Source organism: Deferribacter thermophilus, assembly GCF_049472675.1.
In the GTDB taxonomy this organism is placed as follows: domain Bacteria; phylum Chrysiogenota; class Deferribacteres; order Deferribacterales; family Deferribacteraceae; genus Deferribacter; species Deferribacter thermophilus.
Genome location: NZ_JAPNXM010000013.1, coordinates 1 through 19787 on the forward strand (window position 1 = coordinate 1; position 19787 = coordinate 19787).

The 19787-nt window shown below is 28.5% G+C and carries 21 protein-coding genes; 11 read left to right on the top strand and 10 right to left on the bottom strand.

What is annotated here, in order from left to right:
* Nucleotides 1-57 precede the first annotated feature (57 nt).
* On the bottom strand, nt 58-1788 hold the full coding sequence (locus OWM07_RS09935; protein ID WP_423303571.1) for a PAS domain-containing protein: 1731 nt from the start codon (nt 1786-1788) through the stop codon (nt 58-60).
* A gap of 141 nt (nt 1789-1929) precedes the next feature.
* Here OWM07_RS09935 and OWM07_RS09940 point away from each other — a divergent pair, with 141 nt between their 5' ends.
* From OWM07_RS09940 to OWM07_RS09955, 4 genes are read left to right on the top strand one after another with little or no spacing between them, the layout of a single operon-like run.
* Nucleotides 1930-2445 carry a nitroreductase family protein gene (locus OWM07_RS09940; protein WP_423303572.1) on the top strand — a complete coding sequence of 172 codons (516 nt, stop codon included), beginning with the start codon at nt 1930-1932 and terminating at the stop codon, nt 2443-2445.
* Entirely contained in the window at nt 2445-2942 is a 498-nt protein-coding gene (locus tag OWM07_RS09945) for a hypothetical protein (RefSeq protein WP_423303573.1), read from the top strand. Before OWM07_RS09940 ends, OWM07_RS09945 begins: the two co-directional genes overlap by 1 nt.
* Complete coding sequence (locus OWM07_RS09950) at nt 2932-4623, top strand: thioredoxin domain-containing protein (protein ID WP_423303574.1); 1692 nt, start codon at nt 2932-2934, stop codon at nt 4621-4623. The genes OWM07_RS09945 and OWM07_RS09950 overlap by 11 nt, the downstream gene beginning before the upstream one ends.
* A complete protein-coding gene (locus OWM07_RS09955) occupies nt 4613-4807 on the top strand; it encodes a DUF1858 domain-containing protein (protein WP_423303575.1) in 195 nt (64 codons plus the stop codon). Before OWM07_RS09950 ends, OWM07_RS09955 begins: the two co-directional genes overlap by 11 nt.
* Here OWM07_RS09955 and OWM07_RS09960 read toward each other — a convergent pair.
* The 3 genes from OWM07_RS09960 to bioA all read right to left on the bottom strand — a co-directional run bounded on the left by OWM07_RS09960 (nt 4802) and on the right by bioA (nt 8125).
* Complete coding sequence (locus OWM07_RS09960; protein WP_423303576.1) at nt 4802-6133, bottom strand: MFS transporter; 1332 nt, start codon at nt 6131-6133, stop codon at nt 4802-4804. The genes OWM07_RS09955 and OWM07_RS09960 overlap by 6 nt on opposite strands.
* 74 nt (nt 6134-6207) lie before the next feature.
* Complete coding sequence (bioD, locus tag OWM07_RS09965) at nt 6208-6807, bottom strand: dethiobiotin synthase (protein WP_423303577.1); 600 nt, start codon at nt 6805-6807, stop codon at nt 6208-6210.
* On the bottom strand, nt 6800-8125 hold the full coding sequence (gene bioA, locus OWM07_RS09970) for an adenosylmethionine--8-amino-7-oxononanoate transaminase (RefSeq protein ID WP_423303578.1): 1326 nt from the start codon (nt 8123-8125) through the stop codon (nt 6800-6802). Before bioA ends, bioD begins: the two co-directional genes overlap by 8 nt.
* A gap of 84 nt (nt 8126-8209) precedes the next feature.
* On the opposite strand from bioA, the gene bioB reads away from it, so the two are divergent.
* Genes bioB through OWM07_RS10000 form a run of 6 tightly spaced genes read left to right on the top strand, consistent with a single transcriptional unit; the run spans nt 8210 to nt 13266 of the window.
* Nucleotides 8210-9169 (top strand): biotin synthase BioB, encoded by a 960-nt coding sequence (gene bioB / locus OWM07_RS09975; RefSeq protein ID WP_423303579.1) that lies wholly within the window; start codon nt 8210-8212, stop codon nt 9167-9169.
* Nucleotides 9166-10329 (top strand): 8-amino-7-oxononanoate synthase, encoded by a 1164-nt coding sequence (gene bioF, locus OWM07_RS09980; RefSeq protein ID WP_423303580.1) that lies wholly within the window; start codon nt 9166-9168, stop codon nt 10327-10329. Before bioB ends, bioF begins: the two co-directional genes overlap by 4 nt.
* A complete protein-coding gene (locus tag OWM07_RS09985; RefSeq protein WP_423303581.1) occupies nt 10326-10934 on the top strand; it encodes a hypothetical protein in 609 nt (202 codons plus the stop codon). The genes bioF and OWM07_RS09985 overlap by 4 nt, the downstream gene beginning before the upstream one ends.
* The gene (locus OWM07_RS09990) at nt 10906-11661 is read left to right on the top strand and encodes a methyltransferase domain-containing protein (protein ID WP_423303582.1); all 756 of its coding nucleotides are present in this window, start codon (nt 10906-10908) and stop codon (nt 11659-11661) included. The genes OWM07_RS09985 and OWM07_RS09990 overlap by 29 nt, the downstream gene beginning before the upstream one ends.
* Entirely contained in the window at nt 11658-12689 is a 1032-nt protein-coding gene (locus tag OWM07_RS09995; RefSeq protein WP_423303583.1) for an aminodeoxychorismate synthase component I, read from the top strand. Before OWM07_RS09990 ends, OWM07_RS09995 begins: the two co-directional genes overlap by 4 nt.
* The gene (locus OWM07_RS10000) at nt 12658-13266 is read left to right on the top strand and encodes an aminotransferase class IV (RefSeq protein WP_423303584.1); all 609 of its coding nucleotides are present in this window, start codon (nt 12658-12660) and stop codon (nt 13264-13266) included. The genes OWM07_RS09995 and OWM07_RS10000 overlap by 32 nt, the downstream gene beginning before the upstream one ends.
* Here the strand turns inward: OWM07_RS10000 and OWM07_RS10005 are convergent.
* The 6 genes from OWM07_RS10005 to mrtJ form a co-directional block, all read right to left on the bottom strand.
* Nucleotides 13259-14467: a type II secretion system F family protein gene (locus OWM07_RS10005; protein ID WP_423303585.1), complete on the bottom strand. Its 1209-nt coding sequence runs from the start codon at nt 14465-14467 to the stop codon at nt 13259-13261. The two genes, OWM07_RS10000 and OWM07_RS10005, sit on opposite strands and share 8 nt — an antisense overlap.
* Before the next feature lie 3 nt (nt 14468-14470).
* Nucleotides 14471-15928, bottom strand: coding sequence for a GspE/PulE family protein (locus OWM07_RS10010; protein WP_423303586.1), 1458 nt, complete (start codon nt 15926-15928; stop codon nt 14471-14473).
* Entirely contained in the window at nt 15909-17774 is a 1866-nt protein-coding gene (gene gspD / locus OWM07_RS10015) for a type II secretion system secretin GspD (protein WP_423303588.1), read from the bottom strand. Before gspD ends, OWM07_RS10010 begins: the two co-directional genes overlap by 20 nt.
* 10 nt (nt 17775-17784) lie before the next feature.
* Entirely contained in the window at nt 17785-18348 is a 564-nt protein-coding gene (locus OWM07_RS10020) for a PDZ domain-containing protein (RefSeq protein WP_423303589.1), read from the bottom strand.
* Nucleotides 18349-18475: 127 nt separating this feature from the next.
* A complete protein-coding gene (locus OWM07_RS10025; RefSeq protein WP_423303590.1) occupies nt 18476-18625 on the bottom strand; it encodes a hypothetical protein in 150 nt (49 codons plus the stop codon).
* A 4-nt stretch (nt 18626-18629) separates the two neighbouring features.
* Nucleotides 18630-19034, bottom strand: a complete 405-nt coding sequence (gene mrtJ / locus OWM07_RS10030; RefSeq protein ID WP_423303591.1) for a JDVT-CTERM system glutamic-type intramembrane protease MrtJ — start codon at nt 19032-19034, stop codon at nt 18630-18632.
* A gap of 313 nt (nt 19035-19347) precedes the next feature.
* Here mrtJ and gspG point away from each other — a divergent pair, with 313 nt between their 5' ends.
* Nucleotides 19348-19782 (top strand): type II secretion system major pseudopilin GspG, encoded by a 435-nt coding sequence (gene gspG, locus OWM07_RS10035; RefSeq protein WP_423303592.1) that lies wholly within the window; start codon nt 19348-19350, stop codon nt 19780-19782.
* Nucleotides 19783-19787: the final 5 nt, after the last annotated feature.

The following is a 19787-nucleotide window of genomic DNA, read 5'->3' on the forward strand; positions in this document are numbered from 1 at the left end:
AAAAATTAAGCATAATTTAGCAGAAAATAGATTAAATATCAATATGTTATATAAATTTTACTGTGCAACACCCTTATAATTTTTTATAATTGATAAATAGTTATTAAAGTCGTGAGCCAGTCCAGCTGCAAATCTACCAAGTGTTTCAATTTTGTCAGATTTTAATACTTCTCTTTCATATAATACTTTGTCTGTAACATCAGAAAAAACAAATACAGCTCCTTCTATTTTACTCTCAGAATCAAAATAAGGGGTCAAGCTATCACTGATAAACTTTTCTGTATCGCTAAATGTCTTTACTTTATAATCTTTATCTATATCAAAAGAGACCCCTTTTTTAAATATATCTTCAAAAGGGAGAAAAACCCTTTCCCCATCTTTAAATAATCTGACCACATCATTAAAATTTTTGCCAATGCAATTATCTGTTTCCAATATTTCGTATGCACTTTTATTTGCATAAATAATCTCTTGATTTTTATTTATAACTATTACCCCCTCAGAAATTGACTTTAATATTGAATTTAATTTTTCTCTTTCCATTTTTAGCTCCCGCATAGCCTGAACAGATTCGGTTATATCCATCGCATACCACAGCACTGTCTTTTTACCATAACCCAAATCTATCGGCTTTACTCTGCCTTCAAAAAACCTCTTACCCCCAATAACATCCAACTCATACCTGAATATCTGTATATCGTTTGTATCCAATGCTTTTTGGATCACATCCATTATTTTTTCAGCTATACTGTTTTGTATTACATCCTTTACTTTTCTACCCAACAAATTATCTCTAAAATCAGCTAATAACTCTTCATTACTTGTTAACACTTCCAGATATTCGCCATCTTCAGCTATTATCAATATCAAGTCTGGAGTAGCAGAAAGAATTGTATTTAATCGATTATTAGATTCTATTAGTCTTTTAGTCTTTATTTTGATAATATACCTTAATAGCAGAATAAACAATAGTAAAATTGTAATAATTACAATTGTTATATACAAATAAGTTAAAATTTTTTTATGCTTATAATATGTTCCAAAATAATCATTGTATTTTTCATAATAAAAAGAATTTTTATCAGAAATGAGATTTGCTAATTCTCTATTAAAAACACTTAAAATCCGATCATCTATGTTTTTATTAAAAGCAAAAACTATTCTAACTGGTTGAAACGCTAAAAATGTTTCATAAATACTTCTATCATTTATATAATTATAAAAATTTCTAGCAATAAGCCCTACATCCACATCATCACTTTTTACTAAATTTAAGACTTCTTCATAACTTGACACGCTAACAGGTTTATAATCAATGTTGTAAAGCTTTAGATAAGTTGCCATACCAAAAGTGCCAGTATAAAAAATATCATTTTTAACAAAAGCTATTCTTTTGTCCTTTAAATCTGTTATTGTTCTGATATTCTTAGATTTTGAAATAATTATTCCCCAATTCATAAAAACAGGATAATTGTAGTCAGTAAATTTCATAAAATCTAATCTTGAGTTTGAATAACCAATAGGGATTAATGCTTTTATCCTGCCATTTACTAAATCACTATAAATATCAGACCATTTGCCTGCAACAAACTTATATTTAATATTATGTTTTTCTGCTATATACTTAAAAATATCAACTACAAAACCTGATATCTCACCATCTTTTACTATTGATAGATTTGGATTGTTCCATACCCCAACTGTTAATACCTTGTCTTTGGTAAAACCAACATCCACAAAAATGGCAAAGAAGATAAAAAAAACTAAAACAATTTTTTTACTACTCATATTATATTTTACCACACAAATTAATTTGTATCAAACAATTTTACTGTTGACATCAAAAACTGATAATATAACTTAAAAAAATTAATTAGAAAAATATGTTAAAAATAATCTATAAATATAATGAACCAAAAAGGGGGTATTATGATAGAGATTTTAAGAGAAAGAAGAAGTGTTAGACAATTTTTAGACAAAGAAGTTGAAAAAGAAAAAATTGATATTTTAAAAGAGGCAGTTTTAAGATCACCCTCTTCAAGAGGGATTAACCCATGGGAATTTATATTTGTAACTGATAAAGAATTATTAGAAAAATTATCAAAAGCAAAAAAACATGGCTCAGCTTTTTTAAAAAATGCCAAATTAGGTGTAGTGGTAATAGCTGATACAAGGAAATCTGATGTATGTATAGAAGATTGCTCCATAGCAGCAATTACTCTGCAGTATGTTGCAGAATCTTTAGGATTAGGTAGTTGCTGGGCACAAATTAGATTAAGGGAGCACAACGACAACATCAGTGCAGAAGAGTATGTAAGAAATCTTTTCGGTTTACCCGATTATTATTTGGTAGAATGTATAATTGGTATTGGTTATCCAAAAAATAAACCAAAAGGGCATGACTTCTCCACATTGCAGTTTGATAAAATTAAGGAGATAAGCTAATGCGACTTTATAAATTAATTTTTCATATCATATTTACCTTTTTAATACTATCTTCTATAACTTTTTCTTATGTAATACCAAATAAAGTTGGAAATTTTGTATTAATAACATCAACATCAGGTGATGAAGCCAAAAATGAAATATACATGCTTCATAGAAAACATATTAATATAAAAGAGGCATACACCCTTAAATACCAATCTGCTAAAAATGAAGTAGCTTATATATGGCTTTCAAAATCTTATACGGCTGATGATGCTAAAAATCAAATAACAACAATGATAGATAAACTGCCAAAAAGTAAAATTTACTCCACACCAAAACCTTTAAAAATTGATAATCTAAAAGTATATCAAACCTATGGAATGGATATGGATAATTATTTTTACAACTATTATAAATGGAATATATGGATTGCGATTAAAAGTAACAATGGCTTAGACTTTTTAAAAAATTTTATAAAATCTTTTCATGGCAGGATAATCAATGAAAATTAACAACTCATTAAACAAAAGTAAAAGTAGATATTTGCAACAGCACAAAAATAATCCTGTAGCTTGGCAAGTATGGTCAGATGAAACATTGAAACTTGCTAAAGAAGTTAATAAACCTCTTTTTATAAGCATAGGGTATTCCTCATGTCATTGGTGTCATGTAATGGCTCACGAATCTTTTGAAGATGAAGAAACAGCAAATTTTCTAAATAACCATTTTATCCCTATAAAAATTGACAAAGAGGAATATCCAGAAATTGATAAAAAATACCAATTTTATATACAACTTATAAAACAACAAGGAGGATGGCCTTTATCAGTATTTACAACACCTGTAGGTGACCCTTTTTATGCTGGAACATACTTTCCAAAAGAAGAAAAATACGGTTTGCCATCATTTATGAATATTTTAAATCAAATCCACAAAATTTATACAGAAAATTATAATCAAATTGAGGAATCGGTTTCAAAATATAAAGGTGCAATTGCACAGTTTTATAAAATAGACAAAATTGATATTAGAAATTTGGATTTAAATTCTTTTATAAAAAACATTTCAGATTTGTTAGATTTTGAAAATGGTGGACTAAAAGGGAGAAACAAATTTCCAAACATCCCCTATCTAAACTTTTTATTAGATTTTCATTTTGATGAATTTGCAGATTTTTTAATAAAAACAGCCAGAAAAATATCTCTTTCAGGCCTTTATGACCATATCAATGGTGGATTTTTTAGATATTGTGTAGATGAAAACTGGAGTTATCCACATTTTGAAAAAATGCTTTATGATAACGCCCTAAATACAATCTTTTTAATAAAACTTTATGACAAAGTAAAAGATCCTCTCTTTTACCATATATCAAGAAAAACAATAGATTTTATACTTGAAACTTTTAATACAGAATATGGACTTATATCTTCAATGGACGCTGACTCTTTAGATGAAAATAATCATATGGTAGAAGGTTACTTTTATCATTTGGATGAAAGTTTAATAAATATAATCCCTCAAGATTTAAAAAAATATATAGTATCTAAAAACGGTTTTATATACTTAAACGATAAAACAGATTATGAAACATACAAAAAACTTGAAATCTATTTCGATAAGATTTCGCTTCAAAATAAAAAAATAGAACCAGAAAAAGACAACAAAGTTATCTGCAGCTGGAATATGCTATTTGTAAATGCATTACTAACCTTTGCAGAAGTTACTGGTGAAGAGTACTATTTTAACCACGCAATCAATCTTTTTAATAAAATAAAAACATTTTTACTTTCAAAAGAACACATATATAGGATAAATTATGGTGATGAAATATTCAAACATGAGACATTAGAGGATTATTCTTACTCAATAAATGCATTATTAAAATTATATGAAATGACAAAAGAAAAAGACTTTTTATATTATGCTGATGCCATTACAAAAAAAGCTTTAGAAAAATTTACAGATGATAATTACATTTATCTAGATAAAAACAAATCGATTTTAGATACTTTCGACGATGCAATGTATTCACCAGCTGGTTTGATGGGGATAAATTTACTCAACTTATCAAAATACACATCCATCAATCAAACCTCAAAAATTTACAGTTTTCTAATTGATAGAGCAGTTAAATATCCTACTGGACACCCTACACTACTATCCTTTATAAGGAGGTTTTTAGGTGATAACTAAAGATACAACTATTGAAGAACTAGTTAACAAAAAGCCAAAATCAGTGGAATATATGTCTAAAAAAGGGATTATATGTATAAAGTGTGGTGAGCCAATCTGGGGCACAATTTACGAAGTATGCAAAGATAAAGGGTTTAACGACCAAGAAATAGAAGAGATAATCAAAGAATTAAACAATTTATGATTTATAATTTTTGAAGACACTATAAGTAGATATAAAGATTATTATAAACAAAAATATAAAATACCATTTAAACCAGCCTATTGAAGCAATAAAAGTTATATTTTCTGCTGATTGAAGTGAAATCTCTGGTTTTACAATAATTATTCTCTCTTTATAAACTCCATAAAAAAACGAATATAAAATACCGATAAGTCCATAAGCTAAATTATAAGTTAAACCTTTGAAGCTAAGGACTGTAGCTCTAATATCTGATGGAGTTTCTTCATTTAGGTAGTTACTTAGGAAAAAACCGTTTATCATAAATGCAGCAAAAAGTATTATCATAGGTATTATACCAAAAATTGGTATAAATAAAGATATCCCATAAAATCCAATGATGGTTAAAATTGCTAAAAACAAAATATTTTTCATTACAGTATATCTTTCTGTCATAACCCTTGATAATTTTGGAATGAATAAACCAATTATATAAATAGCAGAACTAATTAGACCAAAAATAGCATCTGGAATTTTGATTAATCTATAATACTGACTAGTTAATGTAACAACCATCCTTATCGAGTGATCAAACAACATACCCATCATGATAATTGATAAAACAAAAGGGGTTTTTAATATCCATTTACCAGTAGCTAAAGTGTGCTTTAATGTGATAACAGAAGTATTAAAAAAACCTTTAATATCATCCAAATAACTTTTATTAATACCTGGCTCTTCCATTTTCAAAACTGAAATAAAAGCAATGATAGAAGAAATTAATGTTAAATATATAGGAAATCTCATCGTCTGCTTTTGCGTAAAAGTATAGTCCATTCCAATAAAATTAAAGACTTTATTAATTATATTAGGATCATATACTAAAGAGCCAAGTGTCATAGCAATTATAAAAGCTATTGATTGCAATTTCATCTGAACTTCTAAAACCTTACCCCATTCATCAGTCATTTTATTTAAAACCAGAGTATCATAAGCAATCGCTTCATCAGCTCCACTTGCCATTGCCTCAGCCAATCCACTTAATATTCTATTAATAAGAAAAACAAAAAAAACGAGTTTCATATTTCCTACTGGAACAAAAGCAATTAAAGATAATTCTATAATCATGATAAGACATGTACTTACCAGTAATCTTTTTCTACCAAATATATCAGCCAAGGCACCGCTGGGAACCTCGGCCAACACAATTGTTAGCGCCCAAACAACATTTAAAATAGCAAATTGCTCAACAGTTAACCCATAATCTAAAAATAATACAGTAAAAACTGGATAATAAAATCTTGCATTATAAAGAACTCTTAAAAGTATAAAGAGCCTAATATTTGTCAACTTAAAAACAGATATTTTAGAATTAATAATAACCTCTTATTGATAACAAATTTATTCTAAAATAATAAAACATACTAAATAAACAACAATTTATTCTGGCCGAATACTATTTTTATTTTATCACCTGTAAAATGATTTATCATTTCAAAGTTTTTTTGCATTTCAGATTGCTTAAAATACTCATTGAAAGCAATTTTATAATCAACCCCCTCATTTTTTAACAAATAATCAGCTACAAGTGCATCACTTATACAGCCAAGTCTATAAGGCACTACTAATATTACCTCATCCACATTTAACTCATTGATAAGATGATAATTTAATAAGCTCTTATCAAGAGGGGAACAAATCCCCCCAGCTGTCTCTAAAATCATAATATCAGAATCTTCAAATTTTTTAACCGTATCTTTTACTTTTATCAAAGGGAACTTTTCAAATACCGATGCAGGAGCCACAGGAGGCTCTGCTTTTACAATAGAAAAACAATATTTTTCATCTATTTTTGCATAATTTGATACAAATTTTGCATCATCATCCTTTGGGTATCCTGTCTGCACTATTTTTAAATAAACAACTTTTCCCCCTTTTGAAATTAAATACTTACAATACTCTGCTGAAAAATAAGTTTTACCCACCTCAGTATTTGTACCAAGAATTAAAACCTTCTTACTCACCAAGCACCTCTATAGTAGATTCATACGCAATTTGAACAAGTTTATCTATTTCATCAAAGCTTATAACATAAGGTGGCATAAAATAAATTATATCACCAAGATTTCTTAAAAGAGCTCCTTTTGTAATACTATTTCTATATATCTGAAAACCTACCCTCTTTTTCCAATCAAAACTTTTTTTACTTTTTCTATCCTCTACCAGCTCAACAGCTGTAATAAACCCTTTACTTCTAACTTCGCCACAATATTTATACCCACTAAAATACTCTAAAACCTTTTGATAAAGGTATTCATACTTTTCTTTATTCTTTTCCAGTAAATTTTCCTCTTCAAATATGTTTAAAACTTCTACCGCCAAAGAGCATGCAAGAGGATTTCCTGTATAGCTATGAGAATGCAAAAAAGCTTTTAAATCACAATAATCTGAATAAAAAGCGTCATATACCTCATCAGTTGTCAATACAACTGACAAAGGGATATATCCACCTGTAATACCTTTTGAAAGTGTCATAAAATCTGGAGTAATCCCTGCATGTTCGCATGCAAACATTTTCCCAGTCCTGCCAAAACCAACAGCAATTTCATCAGCAATCAAATGAATATTATTCTCTTTTGTAATATCTCTTAATTTTTTTAAATAGATTTCTGGATATATTTTAAAACCCCCAGCACACTGAACAATCGGCTCTATTAATACTGCTGAAACTACATCTTTATTTTTTTCTATAGTTTCTTCCATGTATATAAAACATTCTGCATTACATTCTTCTCTATTTTTTTCAAATGGACATCTATAACAATCAGGCCCTTTTACTCTAATATTTTCTATCATTATCTCTTTATACATTTCTGCATAAAGCTCTTCTCCACAGACAGAAAGGGCACCAAGTGTTTCTCCATGATATCCAGAATCAAGATAAATAAATTTTGGTTTAATCACTCCATTGTTTTTAAAGTATGCAAAACTCATTTTCATGGCTACTTCGATAGCTGAAGAACCGTTGTCAGCAAAAAATATTTTTGTTAACCCTTTTGGAACAATTTTTAAAAGCTTTTCAGATAATTTTAAGGCTGGATCATGAACAAAATTTGCAAAAATTACATGTTCTAACTTTTCTACCTGCTCTTTTAAAACATTATTTAATCTTTCATTGGAATGTCCCAATATATTCACCCACCACGAAGAAATAGCATCAATATAACTGTTCCCTTTATCATCATATAGATAAACACCTTTGCCTTTTACTATTTTTATTAGAGGGTATTTTTCATGATCTTTCATCTGAGTGCATGGATGCCAGATTTGGTAATTTTTCACTTTATACCTCCTCAAAAAATTGATTGAAAAATATCATACTTTGTTTTAAAATTCAACAAAAGTAAAACACAAGGGAGATTTTTTATGATTGATAACATTCATAAAAAAGCAATAAACAAAGAATCATTAAAAGATTTCGAAATTGACTATCTAATAAATTTTGACGATATAAATACCCTTACCAAATACTCAAAACAGATAAAAGAACACTTTTTTGGGAATAAATTTCAGTTTTGCTCTATAATTAATGCAAAAAGTGGTCTTTGCAGCGAAGATTGCAAATTTTGTGCTCAATCAAGCCATTATAACACAAACGCACCAGTTTATGATTTTATCGATTTAAAAAAGATTGAGCAAAGAGCAACAGAGTATAAAAAATATGGTATCAGAAGATTCTCTATAGTTACTAGTGGAAAAACGCTTGAACAACAAGATATAGAAAAGCTCATTGAAGGTGTAAAGATAATTAAAAAAATAGGCTTAGTTCCAGATATTTCTGTTGGAATTTTAGATAGAAAAACTTTATTAAGGTTAAAAGAAGCTGGATTATCTGGTTTTCATCACAATCTGGAGACATCAAGAAGCTATTTTAATAATGTCTGCACCACTCATGATTATGAAGAGGATGTTAAATGTGTCAAAGATGCAGTAGAGTTAGGCTTTTTTGTCTGTTGCGGTGGGATTTTTGGAATTGGTGAAAGCTGGGAGCATAGGGTTGAACTTGCACTCACTTTGAAAGAATTAGATGTGGACTCTGTACCAATTAACTTTTTAAACCCTATCCCTGGAACACCTTACGAAAACATCCCTATTTTATCTGAAGATGAAGCTTTAAAAATTATAGCAATTTATAGATTTATCTTACCAGATAAACAAATTAGAGTTTGTGGTGGTAGGAATGTAGTTTTTAGCAAAACAACGAAACAAAAGCTTTTAAACAGTGGTCTTTTTGGTATTATGGTCGGTGATTATTTAACAGTGTCAGGATTTGATATAGAATCTGACATAGAAGATATAAATGCAAACAATCTTAAGCTTATATGAATTATAAAGAATATTTTAAAAATCATTTAGAAAAATTAAAAGATGAAAAGCTTTATCGGGAAATTCCACTTTTTGACAGAGGGGATTCAAAATATATTGAAATAAATAATAAAAAATTACTTAATCTTGCATCAAACAACTATTTAGGCCTTTCAAATAAAAAAGAGATAAAAGAAGGTGCGATTAATGCTATCAAAAAATATGGCTGTTCTTCATCAGCCTCACGAATAGTTACTGGTAATTTTTCGCTTTACAATGAGTTAGAATTAGAAGTTGCAAAATTTAAAGGTTATGAAGCTGCTTTGATATTTAACACAGGTTATGTTGCAAATCTGTCTATTATCTCTGCTATATGTGATAAAAATTGGGTAATATTCTCTGACAAACTAAATCACGCAAGCATTATAGATGGAACTCTTCTTTCAAAAGCAAAAAATGAGCGTTTTAGACATTTAGATTATGAACATCTTGAAACCATTTTAAAAAGATATAAGAAAGATGTAAAAAAATTGATAATCACAGACACTGTCTTTAGCATGGATGGAGATAAAGCTGATTTAGAAAAAATAGTAAAACTTGCAAAAGATTACAACGCTTTGATAATGATTGATGAAGCCCATGCAACTGGAATCTTTGGCAAAGGAAGAGGCTTAGCTCATGAATTGGGGTTAGAAAAAGAAATAGATATCAATATGGGAACATTTAGCAAGGGTTTGGGTTCTTTTGGTGCGTATGTTTGCTGTAATAAAACTATCAAAGATTTTTTGGTTAACAAAGCAAGAGGGTTTATCTTTTCAACAAGTTTACCACCAGCTGTTATAGGAGCAAATTTAGCTGCTTTAAAATTTGTTAAAGAAAACAATCAGTTAGGTGAAAGATTAATAGAAATTTCAAAAAAACTTAAAAAACAATTAAATGAAATAGGATTTAACACTTTAAACAGCTCAACCCAAATCATTCCAATCATAATTGGTAACAGAGAAAAACTACAAATAGCAAAAGATTTGTTAATTGAAAGTGGCTTATATGTAGCAGCTATTAGACCACCTACTGTTCCTATTGGCACAGATAGACTAAGACTTTCTCTCAGAGCTGATATAACAGATGATGAACTTGAGTTAATTATAGAGGGGTTTAGAAAATTAAAAGAGAGGATTTGATTTTCATATCTGGTTGGGCAGGATTTAAAACGAATTATCCAGAATTATCAAATAAATATACATATCTTACACCTTTTTTACTTGAAGATAATTTACAACAAATTGAACAAGAACTGATTTCATCAAAAGCAAAAATCTTAATAGGCTGGTCAACAGGTGCCCATATAATCCTAAAAAATTTAGAAAATATAAAAGATAATTTTGAAAAAATTTACCTAATAGCTCCTTTTCTATATTTTTTAGTAGATAAAAAGTTGAAAGTATTAGAGATTATGATTGAAGCTTTTAAAAAAGACCCAACTAAAGTTATAAAAAATTTTCTGAATAAAGCAGGTGTAAAAACTATAGAAATCGAAAATTATAATGAAGATTCATTATTAAAAGGGTTAGCTTTCTTAAAAAATTCTAAAATAAACTCATTTAACCCAGATATATTAGACGACAAGGTTATAATAATTTATGGGGAAAAAGATAAAATTGTAAAAATTGATGACATTTTTAAAAAATTAAAAAATTATATTGAATTAAAAAATTATGGACATTATATACCTGAGGAAATTTTAAGTGAGATAATTTATGAAACTTCAAATAAAAAGATACTTTGATGACTCATACAAAACCTATGACAGCAATGCTGATATACAAAAAATCGTTGCCCAAGAATTAAGCGATTTTATTACGCCTACAAAATGTGATAACTTGCTTGAGCTTGGAATTGGTAGCGGTGTTTTCACGACTTTTTTATTAGAAAAAATAAATGCAAGAAGCTATTTTGGATTAGATTTAGCCTATAAAATGTTAATTTCCAGCAAAAACAAATTTAAAGATTTTCATCTGATAAACGGAGATATTGACAATCTGCCTTTAAAAATAGAACATTTTGATATCATTGCAAGTTCATCAACTCTTCAATGGTTGGAATATCCAGAAAAAACAATTAATGATTTACTAAACAATTTGAAAAAAGGGGCAAAATGCTATTTTTCCATATTTTTAGATGGCACTTTCAATGAGATGAAAGAGGTAAGCAAAATTACAAAGTTTGGTTCAATTTATTCGCTTAAAAATGCAGAATTTTATAAAAACATTTTCAATAGAAAAGATATTTATATTAATTTTTATGAAAAAAAGTATGTTTTATTTTATAACTCTGTAATTGATTTTTTAAAAACTCATAAAAAGACAGGTGCGAGATACACTGAAAAAAAAGCTATTGCAGGCAAACAATCCTTTTTAAACTTTTGCAGATTATATGAAGAATTATATAAAACAGAAGATTCTAAAATCCCTGTAACTTACAATATATTATACATCATTTGCGAAAAAAGATGAAAAATCCAATATTAATAGAACCAAAAAGCTATAACTTTTTATCAATAAATGAATTTTTGACTAATTTTAATAACTATTATAATAAGTCTATACCTTTTATCTTTACTATAGATTTTGATATAAAACACTTTTACATAGAAAAACTACAAAACTTAATTACTAACGATAATGTTTTATTTAACTTCAATGGTATAACAAACCATTCCTCTATGTTTAAAACAGATAAAAACTTATATCTAAAAAAATTCCCTATAGATTATCAAACCTATTTAAAAAAATTTGAAACCGTCCAATCTCACTTAAAACAGGGTGATAGTTATTTATTGAATCTTACAGCTCCAACAAAAATTGAGACAAACTTATCACTTAAAGAAATTTATCTTTTATCAAACTCCAAATACAAACTTTACTTTTACAACATATTCACATTCTTTTCACCAGAAACTTTTATAACGATTGAAGATAATATTATAAAAACGCATCCTATGAAAGGGACTATTGATTCTAATATACCAAACGCAAAAGAGGTCTTATTAAACGATGAAAAAGAATTAGCCGAACACATAACTGTTGTTGACTTATTAAGAAACGATTTAAACATGGTATCTAAAAAGGTAACTGTTACAAATTTTAGATATTTTTCTGAGATAAATTTAAATAACAAAAAAATTTATCAAACAAGCACAGAAATTGTTGGTAATATAAAAAGCTCATATCAGAAAAATATAGCAGAACTAATAATCCGTTTACTACCTGCTGGCTCAGTAACTGGAGCTCCTAAGAAAAAAACAGTTGAGATAATTAAATCAGTTGAAAAATACGAAAGATTCTTTTATACAGGAATTAGTGGATTGTTTGATGGTAAAATATTAGATACATGTGTAAACATAAGGTATATAGAAAAGACACAAGATGATTTATATTATAAAAGTGGTGGTGGAATAACAGTATATTCAAACCCAATTAATGAATATAATGAACTGATTGAAAAGGTATATGTTTCAATTAGTAGAAACTATAAAACTTAAAGAAGGTATTTTACAAAATATTCAATTTCACAATATTAGATTTTATAATACTAGGAAAGAATTATTTAATATATCTGAATACATTCGATTAGAAGATATAATTTATCAAAATTCACCACCTACTGCAGGCATTTATAAAGTCAGGGTTCTTTATGACAAACAGATCCATAAAATAGAATTCATAAAATATAAATTACCTAATATTAATAAATTAATCCTAATTAATGATGAAAAAATAGAATACAAATATAAATTTGTCGATCGTACACAGTTTGAAGTCTTAAAAAATAATATTGGTCAAAATACTGAAGTAATTATTTGTCAAAAAGGGTATATAACAGATACAACTTTTACAAATGTTGCTTTTTATGATGGTAAAAAATGGTTTACACCAAATACTTACTTACTTAAAGGTACCAAAAGGGAATATTATTTAGAAAACAAAATTATATATGAAGAAGAAATTAAAATAAAAGATTTGAAAAAGTTCAAGAAGGTTGCTTTAATAAATGCTATGATCGATCTAGGCGAATTAGTTCTGCCAACAGAAGCAATAGAAAATTTAACCTCTATCTAATAAAGGTATTTAGCTCAAATAAAGGTGACATAATTGATAAAACGATAAAACCAACTATCAAACCTAAAATCAAAATAAACAATGGCTCAATAATAGATAGAAATACATTTAAGGTTTTTTCAATTTTTTTAAAGTAAAACTCTGACAACCTTAAAAATATATTTGCCAAATTGCCCGATTTTTCACCAGTTTTTATTGCAGCAACAAACATCTCAGGAAAACTTCCACTCCGTTTAAGACTCTCAGAAAAACTTTTACCTGATTTTATATCTTCAGCTACAAAAATAAGTACTTCTTTTAGCTCTTTATTTGAAATAGAATTAGTGCTTAAACTAACAGCTGTAAGAAGTGGCACACCCTCAGATAGCAAAAAATTCATAGACTCAGAAAATTTATACAAATTAATATTTAAAAACAGGTTAAAGCTTAATAAATATTTATCAATTTTTTTTAAAATTTTTTCGTTTTTCTTCAAATATAACCTTATTATAACTATTAAAATAATTAAAATAGAAATAGCCAAAACACCATAACTTTTAATAAAATTCCCTGTAGCAATTAAAAATTTTGTAGTTGCTGGCAACTCTCTATTTACCGCAGAAAAGATATTCTTCATTTTAGGTACAACATAAGAGAGTAAAAACCCCACAACCCCCATCCCTATCGAAAGCACTATCATTGGATAAATCATTGCAACCTTGATTTTATCCATACTTTTTCTTTTTTCCTCTTCATACCTTGCAACATTTTCAAAAGTTTCTGCAAGCCTCCCAGTCTCCTCGCTGGTTCTCACAAGATTAATCAAAACATCTGAAAAATAATCGTTAAACTCCTGCATTGCTACCGAAAGTTTTACCCCTTCACTAACCTTTGAAGACAGTGCCAATAAAATATTTTTAACCTTTTTATTATTTACCTGATTGCCTGTAATTTTTAACGACTCAGACAAAGGGATCCCACTTTTTAAAAGCATTGCAAGTTGAAAAAATACATCTGGCAACAGCTTTCTACCAGAAGAAACAAACCCTTTAAAATAATCTAAAATCAAAAATCGATCTTTAGATTTTACATCCTTAATAGATTCTACAAAAATACCTTGCTCTTTTAATTTTGAAATTACAAAGTTTACCGAATTACCTTCAACTGTGCCATAAACCTTTTTACCTTCAGAATTGAACCCTGTATATTTATAAACTGGCATCTTCTACTCAAACTTAGTAACTGCTAAAACTTCTTCAACAGTGGTAATCTGATTTTGAATAAGTCTAGCGCCCTCTTCTATTAATCGCTTATACCCGTATTTCTTTGCAACCTTTGCAATCTCTTCAGAATCAGATTTCGCATTTATCAACCTTCTAATTTCATCATTTATTTCTAAAAATTCAAAAATAGCTGTCCTACCTTTATATCCTGTCCCAAAGCAGTATTCACACCCTTTGCCTATTACAGCTCTTTCAAGACTAATACCGTACTCTTTAAACAATTCTTTTACATTATCATCTAAATCAACTTCAATTTTGCAATGTTCACAAACTTTTCTTAATAATCTCTGTGCTATCACAATCAGCAATGAAGAAGATATCAAAAATGGCTCTACATTCATATCTATTAATCTTGCAACAGCTGTTGGTGCGTCATTGGTATGCAAAGTAGAAAATACAAGATGACCTGTTAATGAAGCCTGCACAGCTGATTTTGCCGTCTCTTCATCCCTAATTTCACCAACAAGAATTACATCTGGATCTTGCCTTAAAAATGATCTTATAGCTGATGCAAAATTAAGATTTACCACAGGATTTACCTGCACTTGAGTAATACCATCTATATCGTATTCAACTGGGTCTTCGATTGTCACAATATTTTTCTCTTCTCTATCTATTTCCAGTAGGGAAGCATATAGTGTTGTTGTTTTACCACTTCCAGTAGGTCCTGTTACCAAAATGATACCATTTGGTCTATTTATATATTCTCTATACTTATTAAGATAATGCTCAGGCATCCCAATATTTTCTAAAGTTATCAACCCTTTTGTTTTTTCCAAAATCCTTAAAACTGCTTTTTCACCTCTAATTGAAGGGATTATAGAAACCCTCATATCGACACCGCGATTTCCAACTTTTATATTAATTCTTCCATCTTGAGGTTTTCTTGTTTCAGCCACATCAAGCATAGACATAACTTTTATTCTTGCAATTACCTGGTCATGAATCCCCTTTTTAAAAGTCCTTACAGTTCTCAAGACACCATCAATCCTATATTTTACCAAAAACGCATTTTCACCATTTTCAAAATGTATATCGCTTGCATCAGCTTTTACAGCATCAACAATCAATTGATTTACAAGGTTAATAATTGGGGCATCCTGATAACTTGCAGAAAGTATATCCTCTATTTCACTGTTATCTTCATCATGCCCAAAATCTTCTACATTATTAAAATGTTCGCTAATATTTTCTAGCTTTGCTAATATCTCCTTTTTATCAACAGTTTTAAAATCATACTGTAACCCTAATCTATCAGCCAAAAGCAACCCTTTTTTAAGACCTAACTCATTAGAATAAAGTATTGTAATAGAATTATCATCCTTTAATTCTGGGAAAAAATCCCCTTTATCTGGAAATTTAAGATAAAATTTTATAATATTATCTTTTATCTGGCTCACTCTCAATTCCTAACTTTTTCTTATTTTGTTCTTTAATCACATTCATAAACTGCTTTTTCTCTGAAGTAATCAAATCGATATCCTGTCTTGTATTAATAATCTTTGCAGTGATAAATACCATCATATTTGTTTTAGACCTGCTTCTATTTCTTGATTTAAACAACCAGCCAAGTAGAGGTATCTTTGATAAGAATGGGACTTCACTATTACTCACAGAAGTATCATCCCCAATGAGTCCACTTATTACCATAGTATAGCCATCAATTAATTCAACCATCGTTTTTGTTTTTCTTGTCAAAGTAATAGGAGCAGTTAAATCACTTCCTGCATTTGCTATCACTTTTTTAACTTCTTGCTCAATTTTTAGAGTAAGGGTTTTATTATCAGAAATATGTGGAGTTATTTTTAGTCTAATACCCACATCTCTATAATCGTATGACTGGACTGGATTGTTATTTGCATCAAATTTTGTGCTTGTTAGAAAAGGTCTGTTTTCCCCCACAAATACTTCAGCTTCTTCATTATCAAGGGTCAAAATCTGTGGATTAGAAATTATATTGATTGCACTATCAGTTTTTACAAAGTTGACAAGAGCCGAAAGGGTTGGAAACTTTACCCCTTCATAAGTGATAACATTACCGAGAATTGCAGCAGTAAAACCGCCTGGTAGTGCTGCAAAATTTGGCGAATTTCCTTCTAAGACTGGAGATTGAAAGTTTGTTAATGCTCCATTATTTAAAAACCCAGCACTTCCAGCAAAATTTTTATTTCCACCACCAGCAAGCCATTCCACTCCAAAATCAGCCCCTTTTTCAATAGAAGTTTCTAAAACTAATGCTTCCACATAAACCTGCTTTCTTGGTTTATCAAGTTTTTCTAATAGCTGTTGAATATTGGAATATAGCTCCTTATCCCCTAAAGCAATAATAGAGTTTGTTGATTTATCAGCAGCAACTTTAGATTTTACTACCTGCTTTTTCTTTGGATCAATATTTGAAAGAAGTAATTTATTTAATATCCCTTCCACATCAGTAGCATAAACATGTTTTAGTTTAAAAACCTGTGGAGCAAGTGCGCTATTATCATTACTTACATCAAGCTGATTTATGATGTATTCTATTTTGTTAATATCATCTTTTTTAGCAGCTACAATTAGAGTATTTGTAAAATCATCAGCTATAATAATGGGATTAAATGAAACAAGTGCTTGAGCTTGAAGCTGTTTAAAAAATTTATCTATATTCTTTTCTATATTTGATGCTGAACTGTTTTTGATAGAATAAGCTTTTAACTCATAACTACCAGCAAGCTTTGAAATCTTATTTATAATATCTTTTATTTTCAAAATTCTATCTGCAGTATCTCTAATAACAACTACATTTGCACCCTTTAATACCTGCACATCTCCATACTTAGACTTTAATCTAGCTAATGAGGAAGCTATTTTACTCACATCTATCCCATCAAAATAAAGGACAGTAGTAACAAAATCATTTTTTGTTACATTATCCACATCTACAAATCTATCATCTATCTCTCGGACTTCATTTTTCTTTAATATTTGTAAATAAGCCCCTTTATCAAGAGCATAAAGATTGTTCATATTTAATACTGTATTCATAATTTCTAACAAATTATCCTTTGTTAATTTAGATTTTGTATCTACAGTAATCTGACCCCTTATCTGTGATTCATCATAAACGATGGATTTACCTGTAAATTCTGAAACAAAAAGCAAAAAGTCTTTTAAACTTACATTTTTAAAATTTGCATCAAAATTTTCTGCAAATGAAACCAAAGCAATAAAAGTAAAAACTATTAAAAATAATACTCTTTTCACTCTCATCAAACACCCCTTACTCTATCTCAACAAAAATAGATTTTTTAACTCCTCTTCTAATTAAATCCACTTTTACCGCTGTAACATCTGAAATATTAGTTAACAGTTCTAGCATTTTCTGAGGATTTTCCACCGATTCGTCATTAATTCTCACAATTACATCACCGTTTCTTAGCCCCAATTTATACAAAATTGAATTTTTTCTAATTCTTGCAATACGATAACCTAAAAATTCTTTATTACGATAGTAAGGTGCTACAAATATTGTCCTAAGCAAAGAATTTATATCTTTTAACTGTTTATCCACTTCTTGCCTGGATATTTTAAAAGTATCCGATTTAGAGGCTTTATTTTCTTGCACTGGTTTAGTTTTTACAGCAGTAGTGTTTTCAGTTTTTTTACTTCCACCTACTAATTTTACTTTATAACTTTTACCACTGTGTAAAATAACCAAATAATCATCAATAATTTTATCAACGATAAAACCATCAACAGGCTCTTTATTGTTTAACACATAAGTTTTTGAATTTATTTTTATCAATGCCAATACCTTATCTTTGTTTGCAACATAACCTAACAATTCAAAATTAATATCTGTATTAACTTCAGTTGTTTTTTCAGCTACTTTTGATACCTGCGTAATCTGCTTTTCTTCTTTTTTTAAATTAAAAGGGTTTAACTCTAAGATTTCGCTTACATTAACCTTTTCAGATTCTATTTTTTTTTACATTATTCTTTATTGTTATATCTACAGTTTTGTCAGAATATTTATAATTGATATATTTAGTTACAGCAAAAGATATGAAATAAGCTAAGACAGCCAAACAAACCAAAATAACTATACTTTTTCTACCCACATCATCATCCAATAAATATATTTAAATTAAAAAAAGCATGTAATAATATACACATCAAGACATTTTCATACTTATCATAAATCATACCTAAAATCAATGAAGGAATTATTACCAAAACAGAATGAATAATATTACTATAAAGTAAATGTGATAAACCAAATAATAATGAAACAAAAATGTTGGCACTTGAAATAAACAAATATTTATTATTTATAATTAAATTTGAAAAAAAATTCTTTCTTTTCAGTTCTTTTTGTAAAAACCCTCTAAAAAATAACTCTTCAATAATAGGCGAAAAAAGTAAATAATTTAATATTTCTAATACACTGTAATGAAAATTTAAAGTTCCTGTTAATAAAAACCGTATAAAAAAATAAAATATCGTAATAAGAATAATTACATAAGCCATTTTTAAATTTTACCACCATATCAATCAATATCAACCCCAAAACTTTATAAACCATAACTAAGTTTTGTGAATCTTTCGCAAAAAACTTGATTTAATTGTAAGTTGATTTAAAATATATGAAATTAAAGGGCTTTGCACAATAAAAGGTATGCAATTTATGGAGATTGCTTCGCTAATGCTCGCAATGACAATAATATAAGTCATTGCGAGGAGTGAAAACTCCGAAGCAATCTTAAGAACATTTAAATTTAAATTTATTTTAATTGCATATCTTAATGTGCAATAGCCTTTAATTAATTTTTAGGGAGGCAGTATGAAAAATAACAAAGGTTTTTCACTGATTGAACTGATGGTTGTCATTGTGATACTTGGTATTTTGGCAACAGTTTTATTACCAAAAATTATTAACAGACCAGATGAGGCAAGAGTAACAAAAGCAAAAAGTGATATAAAAACAATAGAATCAGCATTAAAACTATACAAATTAGACAACGGAATGTACCCCACAACTGAGCAAGGATTAAGTGCACTGATAAAAAAACCAGAAATAGAACCGATACCAAAAAACTGGAAAAATGGTGGCTACTTAGATACAAACAAAATACCTGTTGATCCTTGGGGTAATCCGTATATCTATCGCTCCCCTGGTGATAATGGTAGAGATTATGAAATAATTTCTTTAGGTGCAGATGGTAAAGAAGGTGGTGAAGGGGTAAATGCAGATATAAAAAACTACGAAATAAACTAAACTAG